Genomic DNA, 16965 nt, shown 5'->3' on the forward strand with positions numbered 1-16965 from the left:
CTAAACGTAAACGTTGTAGTTAAATGAATTCACGAGTCGTTTACCTTGATAATGCTTTACTGCTTCATCCCGGCAAACGCCCACACGAATTGCATGGTCGATTTGTTAAAGAGCGTGCCTGAGCGAGGTGTCTTTCGTCTCAAGCGAGGCGCGTATTATAGAGCGCCTCTCTGGCCTGTCAACGATTATTTCAATCTGATTAATCGTTGCCGCCTTATCTGCGGGCCCGTTCACCACCGCCTTGGCCGTGGTCTGTTGCGCCTCACAGGGCTGCGCATTCTATCGACTTAAGTCGCAGAGTCAACCACTGTTTCAGATAAATTTCTCGTTCATGGCAAAATCATGACCAAGGGGGCCGCAGCCGCTACCCAAACGACGCACGGCAGCCGCGCCCAAAGCCCCGGTCAAGTAACGCTTGGCTGCTTCAACCGCCAATGCTAACGGCAGCCCTAGCGCCAGACCGGCCGCAATCGCCGACGCCAAGGTACAACCAGTCCCATGGGTATTGCCGGTTTTTATGCGGGGTGCGCTAAACCGCTGCTCCAGTCCCTCGGCAAACAACCAGTCGTCAGATCGATCTCCGCCGGAATGCCCGCCTTTTACCAACACCGCGGGCACTCCTAACCCGCGTAGTCGCGCTGCGGCTTCATGCATTTCCTCGCTAGACTGGAGCTCGCCCATACCCGCCAGCAAGGCTATCTCCGGCAGATTCGGGGTGACCAATTGGACGTTCGGCAGCAGGTCTTGCTTTAGCACCGCCACCCCAGCAGGCTCGAGCAATTCAGCACCGCTCGTGGACAACAACACAGGATCCAGCACCACCGGACAGCCAGGATAATCCGCCAACACCGCGACAACAGACTCAACCACGGCCGCACTAGCCAGCATGCCGATCTTGATAGCGGCGACGTTAAAGTCCTCTAACACAGCCCGCATCTGCTCAGCCACCAACCCGGCCGACATTGGCTCGACACGCCGCACACCCCGAGTGTTCTGAACCGTGACCGCGGTCACTGCCGTGGCAGCATAGACTCCCAACGCGAAGCAGGTCTTAAGGTCAGCCTGGAGCCCGGCGCCCGCCCCGCTATCCGAGCCGGCCACCACCAACACTACCGGCTCTTGCCGCATCACCCTTATCCTCTTATCGCTGACACTGGCTGCAATACACCGTGGCGCGCTGCCCAAGCACTTCACGCAACAATAACTCACCACAGCGCCGACAGGGCTGCCCCTCGCGCCCGTAAACATTGAGAGACTGCTGAAAATAGCCAGGTTTGCCATCGCCGCCAACAAAGTCTTTCAATGTCGTACCACCCTGTTCAATGGCTCGCGCAAGCACCAGCTTTACACAGTCACTCAATACCCGATAGCGCGCCAGCGAAATCCGCCCGGCCCCACGGCGGGGATCAATACCCGCGTCGAACAACGCTTCATTGGCGTAGATGTTACCAACCCCAACTACCACGGCATTCGCCATCAAAAAGGTTTTAACCGACTGACGACGCCCACGAGAGCGCTGATAGAGATAGTCACCACTAAAGTCTTCAGCCAGCGGCTCCGGCCCCAGGCTACTTAACAATGGGTGCTGTTCAACTGGCCCGTCGCACCATAGCAGTGAACCGAAGCGCCGCGGATCGTTGAACCGCAGCACAGCCCCACTCTCAAGCCCGATATCGACATGATCATGCTTCTGCGGCGACGCCTCCGCCGCCACGATGCGAAGACTTCCCGACATACCGAGATGACCGATCAACGTCCCGGCATCCAGGCCTATCAACAGGTATTTGGCTCGTCGCGCCACGCTGACAACCCGCTGCCCGATAAGCCGCCCCGCCAGATCCCCTGGAACCGGCCACCGCAACCGCGGCTCCCGCACCTGGACCGACTCGATTCGCTGTCCTAGCAGATGCGGCTCAATGCCCCGACGGGTGGTCTCTACTTCGGGCAACTCAGGCATGCAGACATCCCGCTCTTAATGACACAAAACACTCCGCTGCATTGTAGCCATCACTATCTGACAGACACAAAAAAGCCCGGCGAACCGGGCTTTCTCTTATCCAGACAAAATCGATTACTTGATTTTGGCTTCTTTGTAGATCACGTGCTTACGAATAGTCGGATCGAATTTCTTCATCTCCAGCTTTTCAGGCGTGTTCTTCTTGTTCTTGTCGGTGGTGTAAAAGTGACCGGTACCGGCACTGGAAACCATACGAATCTTATCGCGCATTGTTCTGCTCCTTATACCTTAACGCCGTTGGCACGGACTTCAGCCAGGACTGCATCAATGCCTTTCTTGTCGATGATACGCATACCTTTAGAGGAAACGCGCAGACGTACGAAGCGATTCTCGCTTTCTACCCAGAAACGGTGCCAGTGCAGGTTCGGCAGAAAACGACGGCGCGTTTTTACCTGGGAGTGAGAAACGTTGTTACCTGTGACAGGGCGCTTGCCTGTCACCATGCATACTTTAGCCATGCTCAAAACCTTCGGTTACTGCGTTCCAGATATCGAAAACACACGGTTTTCTCAGGCGGAGCGCCCTCACCCATTGAGGACAAAATCCCATACCGCGGAACAGCAGGCGGTGGACTATACAGAAACCGGGGGCAAAGCACAACCCTCAGGCAATAAGGGCTTGACTATTTCGAGGCGCTCAACCCCAGCAGCGCATTGACCTGCTGTTCCAACTCCTCGTTTTTAAAAGGTTTGGCCAATACTGCATCGGCCCCTGCATCTCTGGCCCGCTGCAGCTCGACCTCTCCAAGCCCGGAGATCACCAACACCTTGGTGGCGGCCAACCGGCTTTCGGATCGAATATACGCCAGCACCTCGAAACCATCCACGCCCGGCATCATAAGATCCAGCAGCACCACCGACGGAACCTTGGACGCCAACACGGCTCCCGCCTGAAAGCCATCGTTGGCGACTTCGACCTCATAGCCGGCACGCACCAGTACGCGACGGATGGAGTTGGACATATTCCGGTCATCATCAACCACCAGCGCCTGACGCAACAACGCTTGGTATTCCGGCGGCACCGGCATGTCGTTGTTCTGCAGAAATGCGACAAAGTCTTCTGCCCGGATTCGGTTATCGCCCCTGCCAGGAAGCTTGAAGGATTTCAGATACCCCCGTTCGATCCAGCGGATCACGGTACGAAAATTCACCCCGCAATGCTTTGCGACCTCTCCGGTCGTCAATACCTCACTCATGAGTTCGCCCTGCTTGATAGCACACGCTAATTCAACGCGTTGCATTTTGACTCATGACCTAAGTCACAGTCCATACAAAAACACTCAATGTCACAATTGACAGTTTAGATCCTTTAAACATAATGATTACAAGTGAGATTTATCACGAGGGGCCGATATGACACCAATAACATTGCTCGCCTTACTACTGCTAATTGTGCCGACCCCGACTGAGGCCGGCGAACGCCTGGCCGTCGGCATCGGCGCTTCAGTTCCACCCTATGTGGATGCACGTAACGATACCGGTATCGAACTGGAGATCATCAGCCACAGCCTGGCGATTCATGGCTATGAGATCGAACCGATCTATCTCGCCGGCACAGGAACAGACAACAACCTGCGTCTGGGACGACTCGATGCGCTGGTCACTAACTCGCAGATCACTCCCAGAGCATCCGATATTCCCAAACTATTCGCGGCCAACGAACACATTCAGTACCAGAACTACGCAATAACGCTTGCGCGCAAAGCGATCAAGCTGCACTCCGTTAAGGATCTGGCCCACCACCGCGTTGTCGCTTTCTATAATGCGCGCCAGGCACTGGGGGAGGATTACCGCGCAGCGGTAGATCAAAGCCCCCTGTACCGGGAACTACCGTTGCAGCGGAATCAGGTACTGGCACTGGTTCGCAATCTGGCCGACGTTGTGATCGCCGACCAGAAGATCTTCAGCCACTTCAGGCAGCAACTGACGCAAGAAGGCATTGAGCTGCCGGAGGTCACCTTTCACCCCCTTTTTCCCGTCTCCCCCCGGCGGGTGCTGTTTACCGACGCCAAGGTACGGGAACAGTTCGACCGCGGTCTGGAGCAGTTGCGGAACAGCGGCAAGTACCAACAAATCCTCAACCGCAACAGCCCCTGAAGGAGGAGTCACATGTCTCGCCGATTCTCGCTCGCCACACTTTGCACACTCCTATTGCTCAGCCCGCTCGCTCGTGCTGAGGCGGAGACCATTCAACTGCTCAGCTACCATGACCACCCGCCCTTTGTGACCGGTCCCGGACAGGGCCTGACCTACGATATCGCGGAACAACTCAACGCCATCGCCGTGGGCGAATTTCATTTCGACGTCACTCTGGTACCGCGCAGCCGACTCAACTTGATGCTCAAAGACTGGATCGCAGGCAAATGCCCAAACAGCCACTGCAACAGCAGCTGGGTGGTACCTTGGGTGAATCCCAAATGGGGTTTCATCAAAGGTGATTCAGACAACTACCTGTGGCAGCCATTGCTAGAGGACGCCAATCTGATGATCAGCAATGCTTCCAGGCCACTGGCCTACCAGAGCCCGGAGTCGCTTCGCGGCCTGACGCTGGGCGGTATGCGCGGGCACAAGTATCTGGGCATCGACGATCTGGTGAACGCCGGCGCCATCACCCGCATAGACGGCAACCATGAACGGGACAACCTGCTCAAGCTGATCCACGGCCGCATCGACGTCACCCTGTTACCGCGCTCTACCACCGACTACTTCCTGACCAGAGACCAATATGTCAGCCAGCACGCCAACGAGCTGTATGTTGCCAAACTGCCTCACCAAAGCTACACCCGTTTCGCCATGATTCCGGGCGGGCGCGACGAACTCCAGCAGCTCCTGATTCGGGTTCAGCAAGCCGTACTGGCACAGCATTAAGCATGGGGAATTGATCATGGGGCTTAACGAAATCAATCTCAGCCACTCCATCGGCATGCAGCTGCTGCAGCGTGTGTTCGCCGTCTATTGCCTGATTGCCATCGGCATTACGGGGATTCAGGCATGGGCCGAGTACGATCAGACCCGCAGCCACGTGCGCAGCGAAGTGTCCAACCACCAGCGTCTGGTTGAGGACAGCCTCGCCGGGAGCGTCTGGCATCTGGATCTGGACCAGCTGTCCACCCTGTTGGAAGGCATCGTCAGCAACGACAACATCGTCGGCGTCAGCGTTTACGAAGCCAATGGAGCTCTGCTGGCCCACTACGGCAGTGTCGCGGTGGACGAGCGCGGCACCACCCCGCTTGCCAGCGATATGGGGCTGGCCCCCGCATCCCCGGTTAGCTATCTCGACAGGCCGTACCGCCACAGCTTCGATCTACTCTCGCCGTCCGCCGCAGACAGAACTCCACTCGGTAGAGTCAACTTTTACTCTGACTCCAGCGTCGTCATAGCCCAGGTTGAGGAAACGCTAATCGGGCTGGTGATCGGCGCCACGCTCAAGACGATCACCCTGTGGATTGTTTTTCTCTACTTCGGGCACCGCCTGCTAAGCCGCCCTCTCAACAACATGGTCGATACCATCCGCGGTCTGCCGCTGGAGGCCGACGGCACCAAACAGGAGCTCGACGGCAAGAGAACCTGTAACGAACTGCAGCTGCTCGACACCGCTTTGCACACCATGACTAGAAAGCTGAATATAACCTTGGCGGAGCTGCGTAACGCCAACACCAAGCTCAGCAACACCAACACGCGCCTGCTGCGTGCGATCGAGCAAAGCCCCACCGTATCGACCATATTCGACCTCAATGGGCAGCTGCGCTATACCACCCCCAGCTTCGCCCAACTCACCGGCCATGAACGCTCCGAGGCGGACAGGGTGTACCAGCAACTGCTGAAAGCCGACCTTCCTCTGGACGAACTGATTCCCCAGTTTCTCGACGGCTCCCTGCAACACTGGCATGGCGAAGTGCAACTGACGGCCAAAGGCGGACAGCAGCTATGGTTCGCCACCACACTGTCACCCGTGCGCGGGCCGGATCAACAGATCAGCCACCTTCTCAGTACATCCAGCGACGTGACCCGGCTAAAACAGGTAGAGCACTCACTGCATATCAAAACCCGCGAACAACTGAAGACCATCAAGAAACTTGAAGATGCCCATAACCAACTACTGCAATCGGAAAAAATGGCGTCAATCGGCTCTCTTGCCGCGGGCGTCGCGCACGAAATCAACAACCCCATTGGCTACGTCAACTCCAACCTCAGCTCACTCAGCGGCTACGTGCAGGACCTGATCGACGCGATTGCTTTGTATCACCAGATCGAGCGCACCCACCCCGACCTGTTCGCGCCTATCGCGAATCAGCTGAAATCTCTTGATCTCGACTTCGTTAGCGAGGATATCGGCAGCCTGCTGGGCGAAAGCCGTGAAGGGATCGACCGGGTCAAAACCATCATCCGTTCGCTGATGGACTTCTCGCGAATCGAAGAGGTCGACTGGCAACCCACCGACCTGCGCCAGGGACTCGACAGCACACTGAACGTGGTCTGGAACGAAATCAAATACAAAGCCGAGGTAGCCCGGGAATTTGCCGACATTCCTGACGTCGAGTGCATGCCCTCACAGCTGAATCAGGTTTTTCTGAACCTGATGGTTAACGCCGCTCACGCCATCCCCGATCGCGGCCAGATAACCCTGCGCACCTACCCGCAGAACGATAGTGTCGTGGTCGAAGTGGAAGATAACGGCAGTGGCATCAAGCCGGAACATGTCGATCGTCTGTTCGATCCCTTCTTTACTACCAAACCCGTCGGCAAAGGCACCGGGCTTGGATTGTCGGTTTCCTACGGGATCATTAAGAAGCATGGCGGTCGGATTGACGTCGACAGCGAGCTCGGCCGCGGCACCCGTTTCATAGTTACCCTACCGGTCCGGCAACCAAGCGAGCATACGGACTCGGAGGCAGCCTGACCATGCAGACGGCAGCCAAAGGCGCGATACTGATCGTTGACGATGAACCCCATGCTCTGCGAGCGCTCCAGCGCCTGTTCCGGGCCGATGCTGTTTCGATACACACCGCCGGAAGCGGTATCGAAGCCCTGCAGATCCTTGACCGGCATGATATCGACCTGCTGATCACCGACCAGCGGATGCCACAGATGAATGGCAGCGAGCTGATCAAAGAAGCCTGCCGGCGCCATCAGGGGATCGATTGTATGATGCTGTCTGGTTACAACGACCATGACGCCCTCGCCGAAGCGATCAATAGCGGCCAGCTTTCACGCTTTATCCCCAAGCCCTGGGACAGCCAAAAATTACGTCAGTCCGTTTTGGGGCTGATCGAACAGCGGCAGCAGAATCACCTCCACCGTGAACAGCAGCGTAACGAGCAGGCTCTGCTTCGCATGTTTCGTGTGGCTTTGCGGCAAGGACAGCTCAGCCTGCACTATCAGCCCAAAATCGACCTCTTTACAGATCAACTTTGCGGAGCAGAGGCGCTTTGCCGCTGGACCACCACCGACGGTGAAATCATCCCCCCGCTCCTTTTCGTCACGCTGGCAGAACGCCATCAACTGATCGAGCCGCTGGGCAACTGGGTACTGGAGCAAGCCTGCGAACAACTCAGTCGCTGGCGCCAGAACAACCGTTTCAACGACCTGCCCATGGCCGTTAACATTACTCCCGGCCAGCTCCAGCAGAACGACTTCGCAACGCGCGTGCTAGAAGTCCTGAATCAGCGCCAGCTGGCTCCGAGGGACCTGATTCTCGAGCTGGTCGAGAACGCGCTACTCAGCAGCGACCCCGTCACCCAGCTCAACATCAGACGCCTGCAATCCGAAGGGGTTGCCTTGTCGATAGATGACTTTGGCAGCGAATACTCCAACTTCAGCTATCTTTGCCAGCACGCCTTCAACCAGCTGAAACTCGACAAGAGCCTGATCGATGACCTCGATACCCATCAACGCAAACGCCTAGTGGTGCAAGCGATTCTGCAGATGGCCCGGTCGATGGAGATGGATGTCGTCGCTGAAGGTGTAGAGAACGAAGGTCAGGCCAACGCCTTGCGACTAATGGGGTGCCGATCGGCACAGGGTTTCCTGTTTTCAGCGGCGCTGCCGGCAGACCAGTTCGAACACGCCTACCTACCGATCCGCGCAGCCTCATAGCCAGCCGCGCTCGGCAAACGACACCGGCACCCCATCCCCAACCACCAAATGGTCGAGCACGCGCACATCTACGAGCGCCAGTGCATCGGTCAGTTGCTGGGTAATCTGGCGATCGGCGGCGCTCGGCTCCGCCACGCCCGAGGGATGGTTATGGGCCAGAATCAGCGCCGCCGCATTGTGGTGCAACGCCCGCTTGACCACTTCACGCGGGTGTACGCTGGCCCGATCGATGGTGCCTTCGAACAGCTCTTCATAGCCGATCATCCGGTGCTGACTATCCAGCAACATCACAGCGAACACTTCCCGGGGACGGTCGCGCAACCGACTGCCCAGATAACGACCAGCCCCCTGCGCGCCGGTTATCACATCTCCTCGCGCCAGTTCTTCCGCCAGATAGCGCTCACTCATGGCCAGTACGGCACGCAATTGGGCGTACTTGGCCCGCCCCAGGCCCGGCGCGTCACAAAAGGTTTTCTCATCGGCATTGAGCAAGCCGCGCAGGCCGCCAAAACGGCCAATCAGATCCCGCGCCAGATCCACCGCAGAACGCCCGGGCACGCCGGTACGCAGAAAGATCGCCAACAGTTCGGCGTCCGACAGCGCTTCCGCGCCACGTGCCAGTAATTTTTCCCGCGGCCGCTCGTTCTCGGGCCACTGATTGATCGCCATGAAAGGGCCTCCCTGCATCATTGAACGGCTCCTCCTGAGCCGCGGCGGCGCTATGAAATTAGCCGCGCTAGTGGTAGCTTAGTGAGCTTTTACTAACCGTCAACCAAACAGCCGATGGAAACTCTCAAGCACAAAAAGATTCTGCTGGGCATAACCGGTGGCATCGCTGCCTACAAGAGCGCAGACCTGTGCCGCCAGCTAAAAACCGCTGGCGCCGATGTACAGGTTGTGCTTACCACCGCCGCGGCGGAATTTATCACCCCGCTGACCATGCAGGCACTTTCGGGCAATCCGGTCCACCAGCACTTGCTGAATCCCGAAGCCGAAGCCGGCATGGGCCACATCGAGCTCGCCAAGTGGGCTGACCGGGTAATTATTGCTCCCGCCAGCGCTGACATTATCGCCCGCCTGGCCGCGGGCATGGCCAATGATCTGCTAACCACCCTGTGCTTGGCCACCGAAGCCCCCATCGCGCTGGCACCGGCGATGAATCAGGCCATGTGGCGCGACCCGCGTACCCAAGACAACTGTGCCCGCCTTGAATCCCTCGGCATGACGATTTGGGGCCCGGGCGTGGGCGACCAGGCCTGCGGTGACAGTGGCCCCGGGCGCATGCTCGAAGCAACAGAGCTGGCTCAACTGATCGCCGCGACCTTTGATAAAGGGCGCCTCTGCGGCAAGAAAATCACCATTACGGCTGGCCCTACCCGGGAAGCGATTGACCCGGTGCGTTACATCAGTAATCACAGCTCCGGCAAGATGGGTTATGCCCTGGCGCAGGCGGCGGTTGACGCGGGAGCCGAGGTTACCTTGGTGAGCGGTCCGGTCAACCTGCCAGCCCCCCGCGGGGTGGACCTGCGGCGCTGCGACAGCGCTGACGCCATGCTCGCGGCTTGTCTGGCCGGGGTGAATGAGTGTGACATCTTTATCGCGGCGGCGGCGGTGGCTGATTACCGGGTGGCCGATGTTGCCAACCAAAAGATTAAAAAAAGCGCCGACAAACTGACGCTGGAGCTGATCCGTAACCCAGACATTCTGGCCACCGTCGCCGCCCACCCGCAGCGCCCCTTCTGCGTCGGCTTTGCCGCCGAGACCGAGCAGGTTACCAAGCATGCGCGCGACAAACTGCAACGCAAAGGCCTTAACCTGATCATCGCCAACGACGTATCCCAGCCGGACATCGGTTTTAACAGCGACGACAATGCGGTCACGCTGATCGACCAACAGGGAGATCTGGCGCTGGGACCGGCCCCTAAACAACAACTGGCACGACAACTGATCGACGCCATCGCACAACGCTACGAGAACAACGCTTCATGAAACAGCTACAGGTAAAGATCCTCGATTCCCGCATCGGCAGCGAATTCCCTCTGCCCGCCTACGCCACGCCCGGCTCTGCCGGCATGGACCTGCGCGCCTGCATCGATGCTCCGTTGACCTTGGAACCGGGGCAGACCGAACTGATTCCCACCGGTCTGTCGATCCACATTGAAGACCCCAACCTCTGTGCCATGCTACTGCCCCGTTCCGGACTGGGCCACAAACATGGCGTAGTTCTGGGCAATCTGGTGGGGCTGATCGATTCCGACTACCAGGGCCAGCTGATGGTGTCCTGTTGGAATCGCGGCCATAGCAATTTCGAGATTCAACCGGGCGAACGGATCGCCCAGATGGTTTTGGTACCCGTGGTTCAGGCCCAATTCGAGATCGTTGACGAGTTCAGCGACTCTCACCGCGGCGAAGGCGGTTTCGGTCACTCCGGCACTCACTGATTCGCGCGCTTTACCCCGTTTTACGAGAAAGGACACTATGAACAGCAAAGTATTGGCATACCCGCTTCCGACCCACCTGCCGACCTCCATCTTCCGGGCCTACGACATCCGCGGCGTCGTGGGTGATACGCTGACCGTAGCGGTGGTTTATCACATTGGCCTGGCCATCGGCACCGAAGCACAGCAACAGGGTGAGGACACCATCGTCGTCGGCGCCGACGGCCGCCTCTCGGGGCCGGAGATGACCGCCGCCCTGACCCAAGGCCTGCGCGACACCGGCATCGACGTGCTCGATATCGGCATGGTGCCGACACCCGTGCTTTACTACGGCACCCACGTACTGGACAGCACCTCAGGAGTCATGGTCACCGGCAGCCACAATCCCGCCGATTACAACGGTTTCAAGATCGTTATCAAGGGCAAGACCCTCGCCAACGAGGATATTCAAGCACTGTTGCACCGCATTCAGCAGCAGGACTACCTCAGCGGCCATGGCAACCGCACCAAGGTCAGCGTCAGCAGCGACTACCGTGAACGGATCGTCAGCGATGTCACCCTCGCACGCCCCCTCAAGGTGGTGGTTGACTGCGGCAACGGCGTCGCGGGCAAACTCGCCCCCAAACTGATCAAGGAACTGGGCTGCGAGGTCACCGAGCTGTTCTGCGATGTCGACGGTACCTTCCCCAACCACCACCCGGATCCAGGTAAGCCCGCCAACCTGCAGGACCTGATTAGCACCGTCAAGGAAACCGGCGCCGATATCGGCCTGGCCTTTGACGGCGACGGCGATCGCGTGGGCGTGGTGACGCCCACCGGCCATATTATCTACCCCGACCGTCTGCTGATGCTGTTCGCGCTTGACGTGATCAAGCGCAACCCCGGCGCCAGGATTATCTATGACGTCAAATGCACCCGCCTGCTTAAGCCGTTACTGGAAGAAGCCGGTGGCGAACCGGAGATGTGGAAGACCGGGCACTCGCTGATCAAGGCACGAATGAAAGAGACCGGCGCGTTACTCGCCGGCGAGATGAGCGGCCACATCTTCTTCAAGGAGCGCTGGTACGGTTTTGATGACGGCCTCTACAGCGCGGTGCGTCTACTCGAAATTCTGGCGACGGAGTCACGCGACGCCGACGCCATTTTCGCCGCTTTCCCGGAGGATATCAGCACCCCGGAGATCAATATCGAGGTTACCGACGCCGGCAAATTCGAGATCATCAGTCAGTTGCAGCAAGGCGACTACCCCGGCGGCAATGCTTCGACCATCGATGGCATCCGGGTGGATTACCCCGACGGTTGGGGACTGGTGCGCGCCTCCAACACCACGCCGATGCTGGTGTTGCGCTTCGAAGCCCAAACGGCCGAAGCGCTGGAGCGCATTCGCAGCCAGTTCCAGCAGCGCCTGCACGCGGTCGACCCCGCGCTGGACATCCCCCACAAGTAAAACAACGCACGCGAGTTAAGGAAGGTTCTACGCTATGCCCATCAGTCGCAAAGCAGCCATGAACGTCGCTCAGGTATTGAGCGAAGCGCTGCCCTACATTCAGCAGTTCACCGGCAAAACTCTGGTGATCAAGTATGGCGGCAACGCCATGACCGAAGAGGAACTGAAAAACAGCTTCGCCCGCGACATCGTGATGATGAAGCTGGTCGGGATCAATCCCATCGTAGTGCATGGTGGCGGCCCCCAGATCGGCGAACTGCTGAATAAACTCGCCATCGAATCACGCTTCGTTAACGGTATGCGCGTCACCGACAGCGCCACCATGGACGTGGTGGAGATGGTGCTGGGCGGCCTGGTCAACAAGGACATTGTTGGCCTGATCAACGCCAATGGCGGCAAGGCGATCGGCCTCACCGGCAAGGACGGTGAATTGATCCGTGCCAAAAAGCTCAAGGTCAAGCACAAGTCACCGGAGATGCAGGCTCCGGAAATCATCGACATCGGTCACGTGGGTGAAGTCGAAAGCATTAACACCTCGGTGCTGGAGATGCTGGTCAATAGCGACTTTATTCCGGTAATCGCCCCGATCGGGGTGGGTGAAGACGGGGCCTCTTACAATATCAATGCCGATCTGGTGGCCGGTAAAATTGCCGAGGTATTGCAGGCAGAAAAACTGATGCTGCTGACCAACATCGCCGGACTGATGGACAAGGAAGGCAACGTCCTGACCGGCCTCAGCACCGCCCAGGTCGACGCCCTGATCGAGGACGGCACCATTCACGGCGGCATGTTGCCGAAGATCGGTTGCGCACTCGACGCCGTAGCCGCGGGGGTCAACAGCGTCCACATCATCGACGGCAGGGTCAGCCATGCCACCCTGCTGGAGATCTTCACCGACGAGGGTGTCGGCACCCTGATCACCAACAACTCCCGCCACGGGGAGGACCAATGACCGACATCGCCCCCCCCAAGATCAGCCGCCGCGAACAGATTCTGCAAGCACTGGCACATATGCTGGAGGCTGAGCCGGGTGCGCGCATCACCACCGCCGCGCTGGCGCGCGAGGTGGGCGTCTCCGAGGCTGCGCTGTACCGCCACTTTCCCAGCAAGGCCAAGATGTTCGAAGGCCTGATCGGTTTTATGGAAGAAACCCTGTTCAGCCGGGTGAAGATGATCACCCAGAGCGACGGCAGCAGCCAGAAGCAATGCGAACAGATTCTGACGCTGCTGCTGGCGTTCGTAGAGAAGAACCCGGGCATGAGCCGCATCCTCACCGGCGACGCCCTGTCGGGTGAGATCGAACGCCTGCGGCGTCAGGTCAGCAAGCTGTTCGACCGCCTGGAGACTGAACTGCGCCGCATCCTCCGCGAGGCTGAAATGCGCGAGGGTCTGCGCACCCAGGCCACCCCCACCGCCACCGCCAACCTGCTGATGGCCGCGGCGGAAGGGCGTATCAGGCAGTTTGTACGCAGCGAGTTCGAGCAGCCACCCACCCAAAGCTGGGACGAACAGTGGCCACTGCTGGCCCAGGCGTTGTTCCGCGACGCCTGACCGCTTCGCCGTGGACACTGCCATCGCCGAACAAGCGGGGCTGCTGGCGCTCAGCTTTGTCGCCAACCTGCTGTCGGCGCTGGCGGGCGGCGGCGCTGGCCTGCTGCAGTTCCCGGTCCTTTTGTTTCTGGGCCTGAGTTTCTCCACCGCCCTGGCAACCCACAAGATAGCCAGTGTTGCGCTGGGGCTGGGGGCAACCCTGCGCCATCTGCGCGAAGGCGGACTGGAGTGGCCATTCGCCCTGTTTATTCTCGCTACCGGCCTTCCCGGGGTGATCACCGGCGCCAATCTGGTACTGGCGCTGCCGGAAGGCTGGGCCATCCTTTCTCTGGGCGTACTGACCGCGGGACTGGGACTCTACTCGCGGGTCAAAAAAGATCTTGGCTTGCAGCTTCAGCCAACCAACCGGGAGGGGGTCGGGTTGTGGCTGGGTGGGTTCGGCCTGTTCCTGATCGGCGCATTGAACGGTTCTCTTACCTCCGGTACCGGTCTGTTCGTAACCCTGTGGCTGGTACGCTGGTTCGGGCTGGACTACCAGCGCGCCGTAACCTTTACCTTGATCCTGGTGGGGATATTCTGGAACGCCAGCGGCGCTGTTGCCGTTGCCCTGCAAACGCCGCCACGGTGGGAATGGTTGCCGGCGCTGCTGGCGGGCTCTTTTCTAGGGGCCTACAGCGGCGCCCACCTGGCTATTGCCAGGGGCAATCTGTTGATCAAGAAGGTCTTTGAAGCGTTAACCATTCTGGTGGGGCTGAAACTGATCTGGGACGGACTGTCACTGCTGTTGCCGGGCTGGGCCGGCTAATACCGGCCCGGCGCGTTAGGCCACCCGCTGTTGGGGGTGTTCGCGGATCACCTTCGTCAGCAGAATGCGAAGGGCGTGCTCATGGTCACGATCACCGCGTATCTGCGCCTTGCGAATATCATCGATAATAATCTGGCGCAGTCGCTGGCAACCGCCGCGCTGCTGTAGCAAGCATGCCGCTTCTGCCAAAGCCTGAATCGCGTACAGATGATCGTGCTCGGCAATGGCGTCCACTTCCTCCTGACAGGAACCGCTCAGTTCGAGGCAATCTTCGTAGGTCAACATGGTGACCACCTCCCTGCGTACCGTTGTTGCTCTCAATCAAAGAGTAGTGCGTTTTTTAACCAATAGAAGTGAAAAGAATTCCGCAACCGCGAAAACAAGAGGACTCTAATGCAGGATCCATCGAGGAGGCCCGGGGAACGGCTATTCAGCGCTTGGTTCACAGGCGGAGTCATCGCCGCGGGCGCAGCTTTGTTGCTGCAACCGCTGCTGTTCACGCGCCTGCAGCAGATGATAATAACGACGCAAGCGACGCTCCTCATCATGCTCCATCAGCAGTGCCGATGCCGACACCAGGCGTATTCCCATCTCATCCATCAACGGCAGCGCGGCCGCCAGATAGTCCACGGTAACCGGATAGGGGTGACCGATGGCAACCGCCCACCCGCGCTCCCTGGCGATACGCAGGGTTTTCTGGAACTGCTGATGAACAAAGTTGGGGGTCTGCTCATGGTCGAGAAAGATGTCGCGGCGAAGATACGGAATACCGGCATCGCGAGCGACCTGCCAGGCAATGCTGTCCGGAGTCGTGCCACTATCGACGAAGAACAGCTGCCGCCGCTGAGCCTCGTCCATGACCCACTCCATCTGCGGACGCAGTTTGGTCAGCAGGCTGCCCATGTGGTTGTTAAGCCCCTGCACATGAGGGACGCTGTCCAGATCGCTGCGCAGCACCTGGGCGAACTGCTGTGCCGACAGAGACTCGGTTAATGCCCCGGGCCCCAGCGCACGATCATGGGTGTTTTCCATCGGCGCATGCAAAATCACATCTTTGCCGCGCGCGTAAGCCTGCCGGGCAAGTCGCGGCCCGAACGGACTGTGGGGCAATACCGCGTAGGTCACCGGTCCCGGCAGCGCCACCGCAGCGCTTCCCTTGTCCCAGTTATCGCCCACATCATCGATGATAATGACCACCGCCGGCTGAGCCACCGCATCGGCGACCTCGCCCGCCATCGCAGGCGCCGCCAAGCAAATACCCAGCGCAAGCAGTGCGGCAATACAACGCATTGCTAGGGCGACACCCGGCTCAGGATTGACAACCCTTTGAGCAGATTAAGCGCTTCATTGAGGGGGTAGTCCTCGTCCAGCAGCTCGCGGTCAACGCCATTGCGAGCAGGCGCTTTGTCATCGCGATGGCCGCCATTGCCATTCTCAAGATGCCCAACCAGATCCGCTTCCTTTACTCCCACTCGGCCTTCAAGCCGAGTCACCGTGGCGGGCTCTACCTCGATGTCCGGCACGATACCTTCGGCCTGAATGGAACGCCCATCGGGGGTGTAGTAGCGTGCAGTGGTCAGCTTAAGCGCCCGCTCATTGGTCAACGGCAGCACCGTCTGAACCGATCCTTTACCGAAGCTACGGGTTCCCATCACGACTGCACGACCATGATCCTGCAATGCACCGGCAACGATCTCGGACGCCGACGCCGAACCGCCATTGATCAACACAACCAGCGGCAAGCCCTCGCTGGGGTCCTCTTCAGTGGCGCTGAAGCGCAGCTCGGCCTGATCGATTCGCCCCTCGGTGTACACCACCAGCCCACCCTTGAGGAACGCGTCACTGACCTCCACTGCGGCCTGAAGTACTCCGCCAGGGTTGTTGCGCAGATCAAGAATATAGCCTTTCAGATCACCCTTTTCGGCCAGTTTCACCATTGCCGCTTTCAGGTCCTTGCCGGAATTCACCTGAAACTGCGAGATCCGCAGATAACCGAAGTGCTCGTCCAGCATCCGGCTCCGCACACTGGTTACCTTGATCACATCACGTGTCACGGTAATCTTCTTAGGCTTGGGATCACCCTCGCGCATGATGGTCAACACGATGTCGGTACCGGGTTTACCGCGCATCAGGTTGACGGCGTCCACCAGCCCCATCCCCTGCACGGCGTTATCATCCAGCTTGATAATCATATCGCCAGCGAGAATACCGGCCCGCTCCGCGGGGGTATCGTCGATGGGAGCGATAACGCGGATAAAACCGGACTCCATACCCACTTCGATTCCCAGACCGCCAAACTCACCGCTGGTATGCACCTGCAGATTCTTGAACGAGCGCGGATCCATATACGCCGAGTGAGGATCCAAACCGCTTAGCATCCCCTTGATGGCGTTTTCGAGCAGCGTGGCGTCATCCACCTCCTCAACATAGGCACCCTTGATCCGTTCAAAGACTTCGGTAAATGTACGCAGCTCCTCCAGCGGCAGCGGCGCCTGGCCAACACCGGCCGGGGCGCTATCGCCACCCTCCGGTGCGGCATAGAGGACCGACAGTGGCAAGCTCAGACCGATGGCCAGCGCCACGGAGGAGATCAAACGGTTTACCAGCTTCAT

General features: G+C 59.0%; 19 protein-coding genes. 10 read left to right on the forward strand and 9 right to left on the reverse strand.

The features are described from left to right. Positions 1-312 precede the first annotated feature (312 nt). The 5 genes from thiD to JJQ76_RS17350 form a co-directional block, all read right to left on the reverse strand. On the reverse strand, positions 313-1128 hold the full coding sequence (thiD, locus tag JJQ76_RS17330) for a bifunctional hydroxymethylpyrimidine kinase/phosphomethylpyrimidine kinase (protein WP_210398222.1): 816 nt from the start codon (positions 1126-1128) through the stop codon (positions 313-315). Positions 1129-1141: 13 nt separating this feature from the next. Beyond that, positions 1142-1957, reverse strand: coding sequence for a bifunctional DNA-formamidopyrimidine glycosylase/DNA-(apurinic or apyrimidinic site) lyase (mutM, locus tag JJQ76_RS17335; protein WP_210398223.1), 816 nt, complete (start codon positions 1955-1957; stop codon positions 1142-1144). 114 nt (positions 1958-2071) lie between these two features. Then, positions 2072-2227: a 50S ribosomal protein L33 gene (gene rpmG, locus JJQ76_RS17340; RefSeq protein ID WP_210398224.1), complete on the reverse strand. Its 156-nt coding sequence runs from the start codon at positions 2225-2227 to the stop codon at positions 2072-2074. A gap of 11 nt (positions 2228-2238) precedes the next feature. Further along, complete coding sequence (gene rpmB / locus JJQ76_RS17345; RefSeq protein WP_210398225.1) at positions 2239-2475, reverse strand: 50S ribosomal protein L28; 237 nt, start codon at positions 2473-2475, stop codon at positions 2239-2241. Positions 2476-2639: 164 nt separating this feature from the next. Next, entirely contained in the window at positions 2640-3212 is a 573-nt protein-coding gene (locus JJQ76_RS17350; RefSeq protein ID WP_210398226.1) for a response regulator, read from the reverse strand. A 157-nt stretch (positions 3213-3369) separates the two neighbouring features. Here JJQ76_RS17350 and JJQ76_RS17355 point away from each other — a divergent pair, with 157 nt between their 5' ends. From JJQ76_RS17355 to JJQ76_RS17370, 4 genes are read left to right on the forward strand one after another with little or no spacing between them, the layout of a single operon-like run. Continuing rightward, positions 3370-4113, forward strand: a complete 744-nt coding sequence (locus JJQ76_RS17355) for a substrate-binding periplasmic protein (RefSeq protein ID WP_210398227.1) — start codon at positions 3370-3372, stop codon at positions 4111-4113. Positions 4114-4125: 12 nt separating this feature from the next. Further along, positions 4126-4884 carry a hypothetical protein gene (locus JJQ76_RS17360; protein WP_210398228.1) on the forward strand — a complete coding sequence of 253 codons (759 nt, stop codon included), beginning with the start codon at positions 4126-4128 and terminating at the stop codon, positions 4882-4884. Between the two features lie 16 nt (positions 4885-4900). Next, on the forward strand, positions 4901-6916 hold the full coding sequence (locus JJQ76_RS17365) for an ATP-binding protein (RefSeq protein WP_210398229.1): 2016 nt from the start codon (positions 4901-4903) through the stop codon (positions 6914-6916). 2 nt (positions 6917-6918) lie between these two features. Continuing rightward, complete coding sequence (locus JJQ76_RS17370) at positions 6919-8112, forward strand: EAL domain-containing response regulator (RefSeq protein WP_210398230.1); 1194 nt, start codon at positions 6919-6921, stop codon at positions 8110-8112. Here JJQ76_RS17370 and radC read toward each other — a convergent pair. Beyond that, entirely contained in the window at positions 8107-8781 is a 675-nt protein-coding gene (radC, locus tag JJQ76_RS17375) for a RadC family protein (RefSeq protein WP_210398254.1), read from the reverse strand. The two genes, JJQ76_RS17370 and radC, sit on opposite strands and share 6 nt — an antisense overlap. A gap of 114 nt (positions 8782-8895) precedes the next feature. On the opposite strand from radC, the gene coaBC reads away from it, so the two are divergent. Genes coaBC through JJQ76_RS17405 form a run of 6 tightly spaced genes read left to right on the forward strand, consistent with a single transcriptional unit; the run spans position 8896 to position 14353 of the window. Further along, complete coding sequence (coaBC, locus tag JJQ76_RS17380) at positions 8896-10101, forward strand: bifunctional phosphopantothenoylcysteine decarboxylase/phosphopantothenate--cysteine ligase CoaBC (RefSeq protein ID WP_210398231.1); 1206 nt, start codon at positions 8896-8898, stop codon at positions 10099-10101. Beyond that, positions 10098-10553, forward strand: coding sequence for a dUTP diphosphatase (gene dut / locus JJQ76_RS17385; RefSeq protein ID WP_210398232.1), 456 nt, complete (start codon positions 10098-10100; stop codon positions 10551-10553). Before coaBC ends, dut begins: the two co-directional genes overlap by 4 nt. A gap of 37 nt (positions 10554-10590) precedes the next feature. Next, positions 10591-11997 (forward strand): phosphomannomutase/phosphoglucomutase, encoded by a 1407-nt coding sequence (locus JJQ76_RS17390; RefSeq protein WP_210398233.1) that lies wholly within the window; start codon positions 10591-10593, stop codon positions 11995-11997. A gap of 34 nt (positions 11998-12031) precedes the next feature. Continuing rightward, positions 12032-12949, forward strand: a complete 918-nt coding sequence (gene argB / locus JJQ76_RS17395) for an acetylglutamate kinase (RefSeq protein ID WP_210398234.1) — start codon at positions 12032-12034, stop codon at positions 12947-12949. Continuing rightward, on the forward strand, positions 12946-13548 hold the full coding sequence (slmA, locus tag JJQ76_RS17400) for a nucleoid occlusion factor SlmA (RefSeq protein ID WP_210398235.1): 603 nt from the start codon (positions 12946-12948) through the stop codon (positions 13546-13548). Before argB ends, slmA begins: the two co-directional genes overlap by 4 nt. A 10-nt stretch (positions 13549-13558) precedes the next feature. Beyond that, positions 13559-14353, forward strand: coding sequence for a sulfite exporter TauE/SafE family protein (locus tag JJQ76_RS17405; RefSeq protein WP_210398236.1), 795 nt, complete (start codon positions 13559-13561; stop codon positions 14351-14353). Positions 14354-14368: 15 nt separating this feature from the next. On the opposite strand, the gene JJQ76_RS17410 is transcribed toward JJQ76_RS17405, so the two are convergent. The 3 genes from JJQ76_RS17410 to JJQ76_RS17420 form a co-directional block, all read right to left on the reverse strand. Further along, on the reverse strand, positions 14369-14638 hold the full coding sequence (locus JJQ76_RS17410) for a hypothetical protein (protein WP_210398237.1): 270 nt from the start codon (positions 14636-14638) through the stop codon (positions 14369-14371). Between the two features lie 141 nt (positions 14639-14779). Continuing rightward, entirely contained in the window at positions 14780-15643 is an 864-nt protein-coding gene (locus JJQ76_RS17415; RefSeq protein WP_210398238.1) for a divergent polysaccharide deacetylase family protein, read from the reverse strand. 2 nt (positions 15644-15645) lie between these two features. Then, entirely contained in the window at positions 15646-16965 is a 1320-nt protein-coding gene (locus JJQ76_RS17420) for a S41 family peptidase (RefSeq protein WP_210398239.1), read from the reverse strand.

This window comes from Motiliproteus sediminis (genome assembly GCF_017912535.1).
GTDB classification, from domain to species: Bacteria; Pseudomonadota; Gammaproteobacteria; order Pseudomonadales; family Balneatricaceae; genus Motiliproteus; species Motiliproteus sediminis.

Bases quoted from the DNA above. Each gene is read 5' to 3' on its own strand.
- thiD (WP_210398222.1), bottom strand. From the start codon at position 1,128: ATGCGGCAAGAGCCGGTAGTGTTGGTGGTGGCCGGCTCGGATAGCGGG.
- mutM (WP_210398223.1), bottom strand. From the start codon at position 1,957: ATGCCTGAGTTGCCCGAAGTAGAGACCACCCGTCGGGGCATTGAGCCG.
- rpmG (WP_210398224.1), bottom strand. From the start codon at position 2,227: ATGCGCGATAAGATTCGTATGGTTTCCAGTGCCGGTACCGGTCACTTT.
- rpmB (WP_210398225.1), bottom strand. From the start codon at position 2,475: ATGGCTAAAGTATGCATGGTGACAGGCAAGCGCCCTGTCACAGGTAAC.
- JJQ76_RS17350 (WP_210398226.1), bottom strand. From the start codon at position 3,212: ATGAGTGAGGTATTGACGACCGGAGAGGTCGCAAAGCATTGCGGGGTG.
- JJQ76_RS17355 (WP_210398227.1), top strand. From the start codon at position 3,370: ATGACACCAATAACATTGCTCGCCTTACTACTGCTAATTGTGCCGACC.
- JJQ76_RS17360 (WP_210398228.1), top strand. From the start codon at position 4,126: ATGTCTCGCCGATTCTCGCTCGCCACACTTTGCACACTCCTATTGCTC.
- JJQ76_RS17365 (WP_210398229.1), top strand. From the start codon at position 4,901: ATGGGGCTTAACGAAATCAATCTCAGCCACTCCATCGGCATGCAGCTG.
- JJQ76_RS17370 (WP_210398230.1), top strand. From the start codon at position 6,919: ATGCAGACGGCAGCCAAAGGCGCGATACTGATCGTTGACGATGAACCC.
- radC (WP_210398254.1), bottom strand. From the start codon at position 8,781: ATGGCGATCAATCAGTGGCCCGAGAACGAGCGGCCGCGGGAAAAATTA.
- coaBC (WP_210398231.1), top strand. From the start codon at position 8,896: ATGGAAACTCTCAAGCACAAAAAGATTCTGCTGGGCATAACCGGTGGC.
- dut (WP_210398232.1), top strand. From the start codon at position 10,098: ATGAAACAGCTACAGGTAAAGATCCTCGATTCCCGCATCGGCAGCGAA.
- JJQ76_RS17390 (WP_210398233.1), top strand. From the start codon at position 10,591: ATGAACAGCAAAGTATTGGCATACCCGCTTCCGACCCACCTGCCGACC.
- argB (WP_210398234.1), top strand. From the start codon at position 12,032: ATGCCCATCAGTCGCAAAGCAGCCATGAACGTCGCTCAGGTATTGAGC.
- slmA (WP_210398235.1), top strand. From the start codon at position 12,946: ATGACCGACATCGCCCCCCCCAAGATCAGCCGCCGCGAACAGATTCTG.
- JJQ76_RS17410 (WP_210398237.1), bottom strand. From the start codon at position 14,638: ATGTTGACCTACGAAGATTGCCTCGAACTGAGCGGTTCCTGTCAGGAG.
- JJQ76_RS17415 (WP_210398238.1), bottom strand. From the start codon at position 15,643: ATGCGTTGTATTGCCGCACTGCTTGCGCTGGGTATTTGCTTGGCGGCG.
- JJQ76_RS17420 (WP_210398239.1), bottom strand. From the start codon at position 16,965: ATGAAGCTGGTAAACCGTTTGATCTCCTCCGTGGCGCTGGCCATCGGT.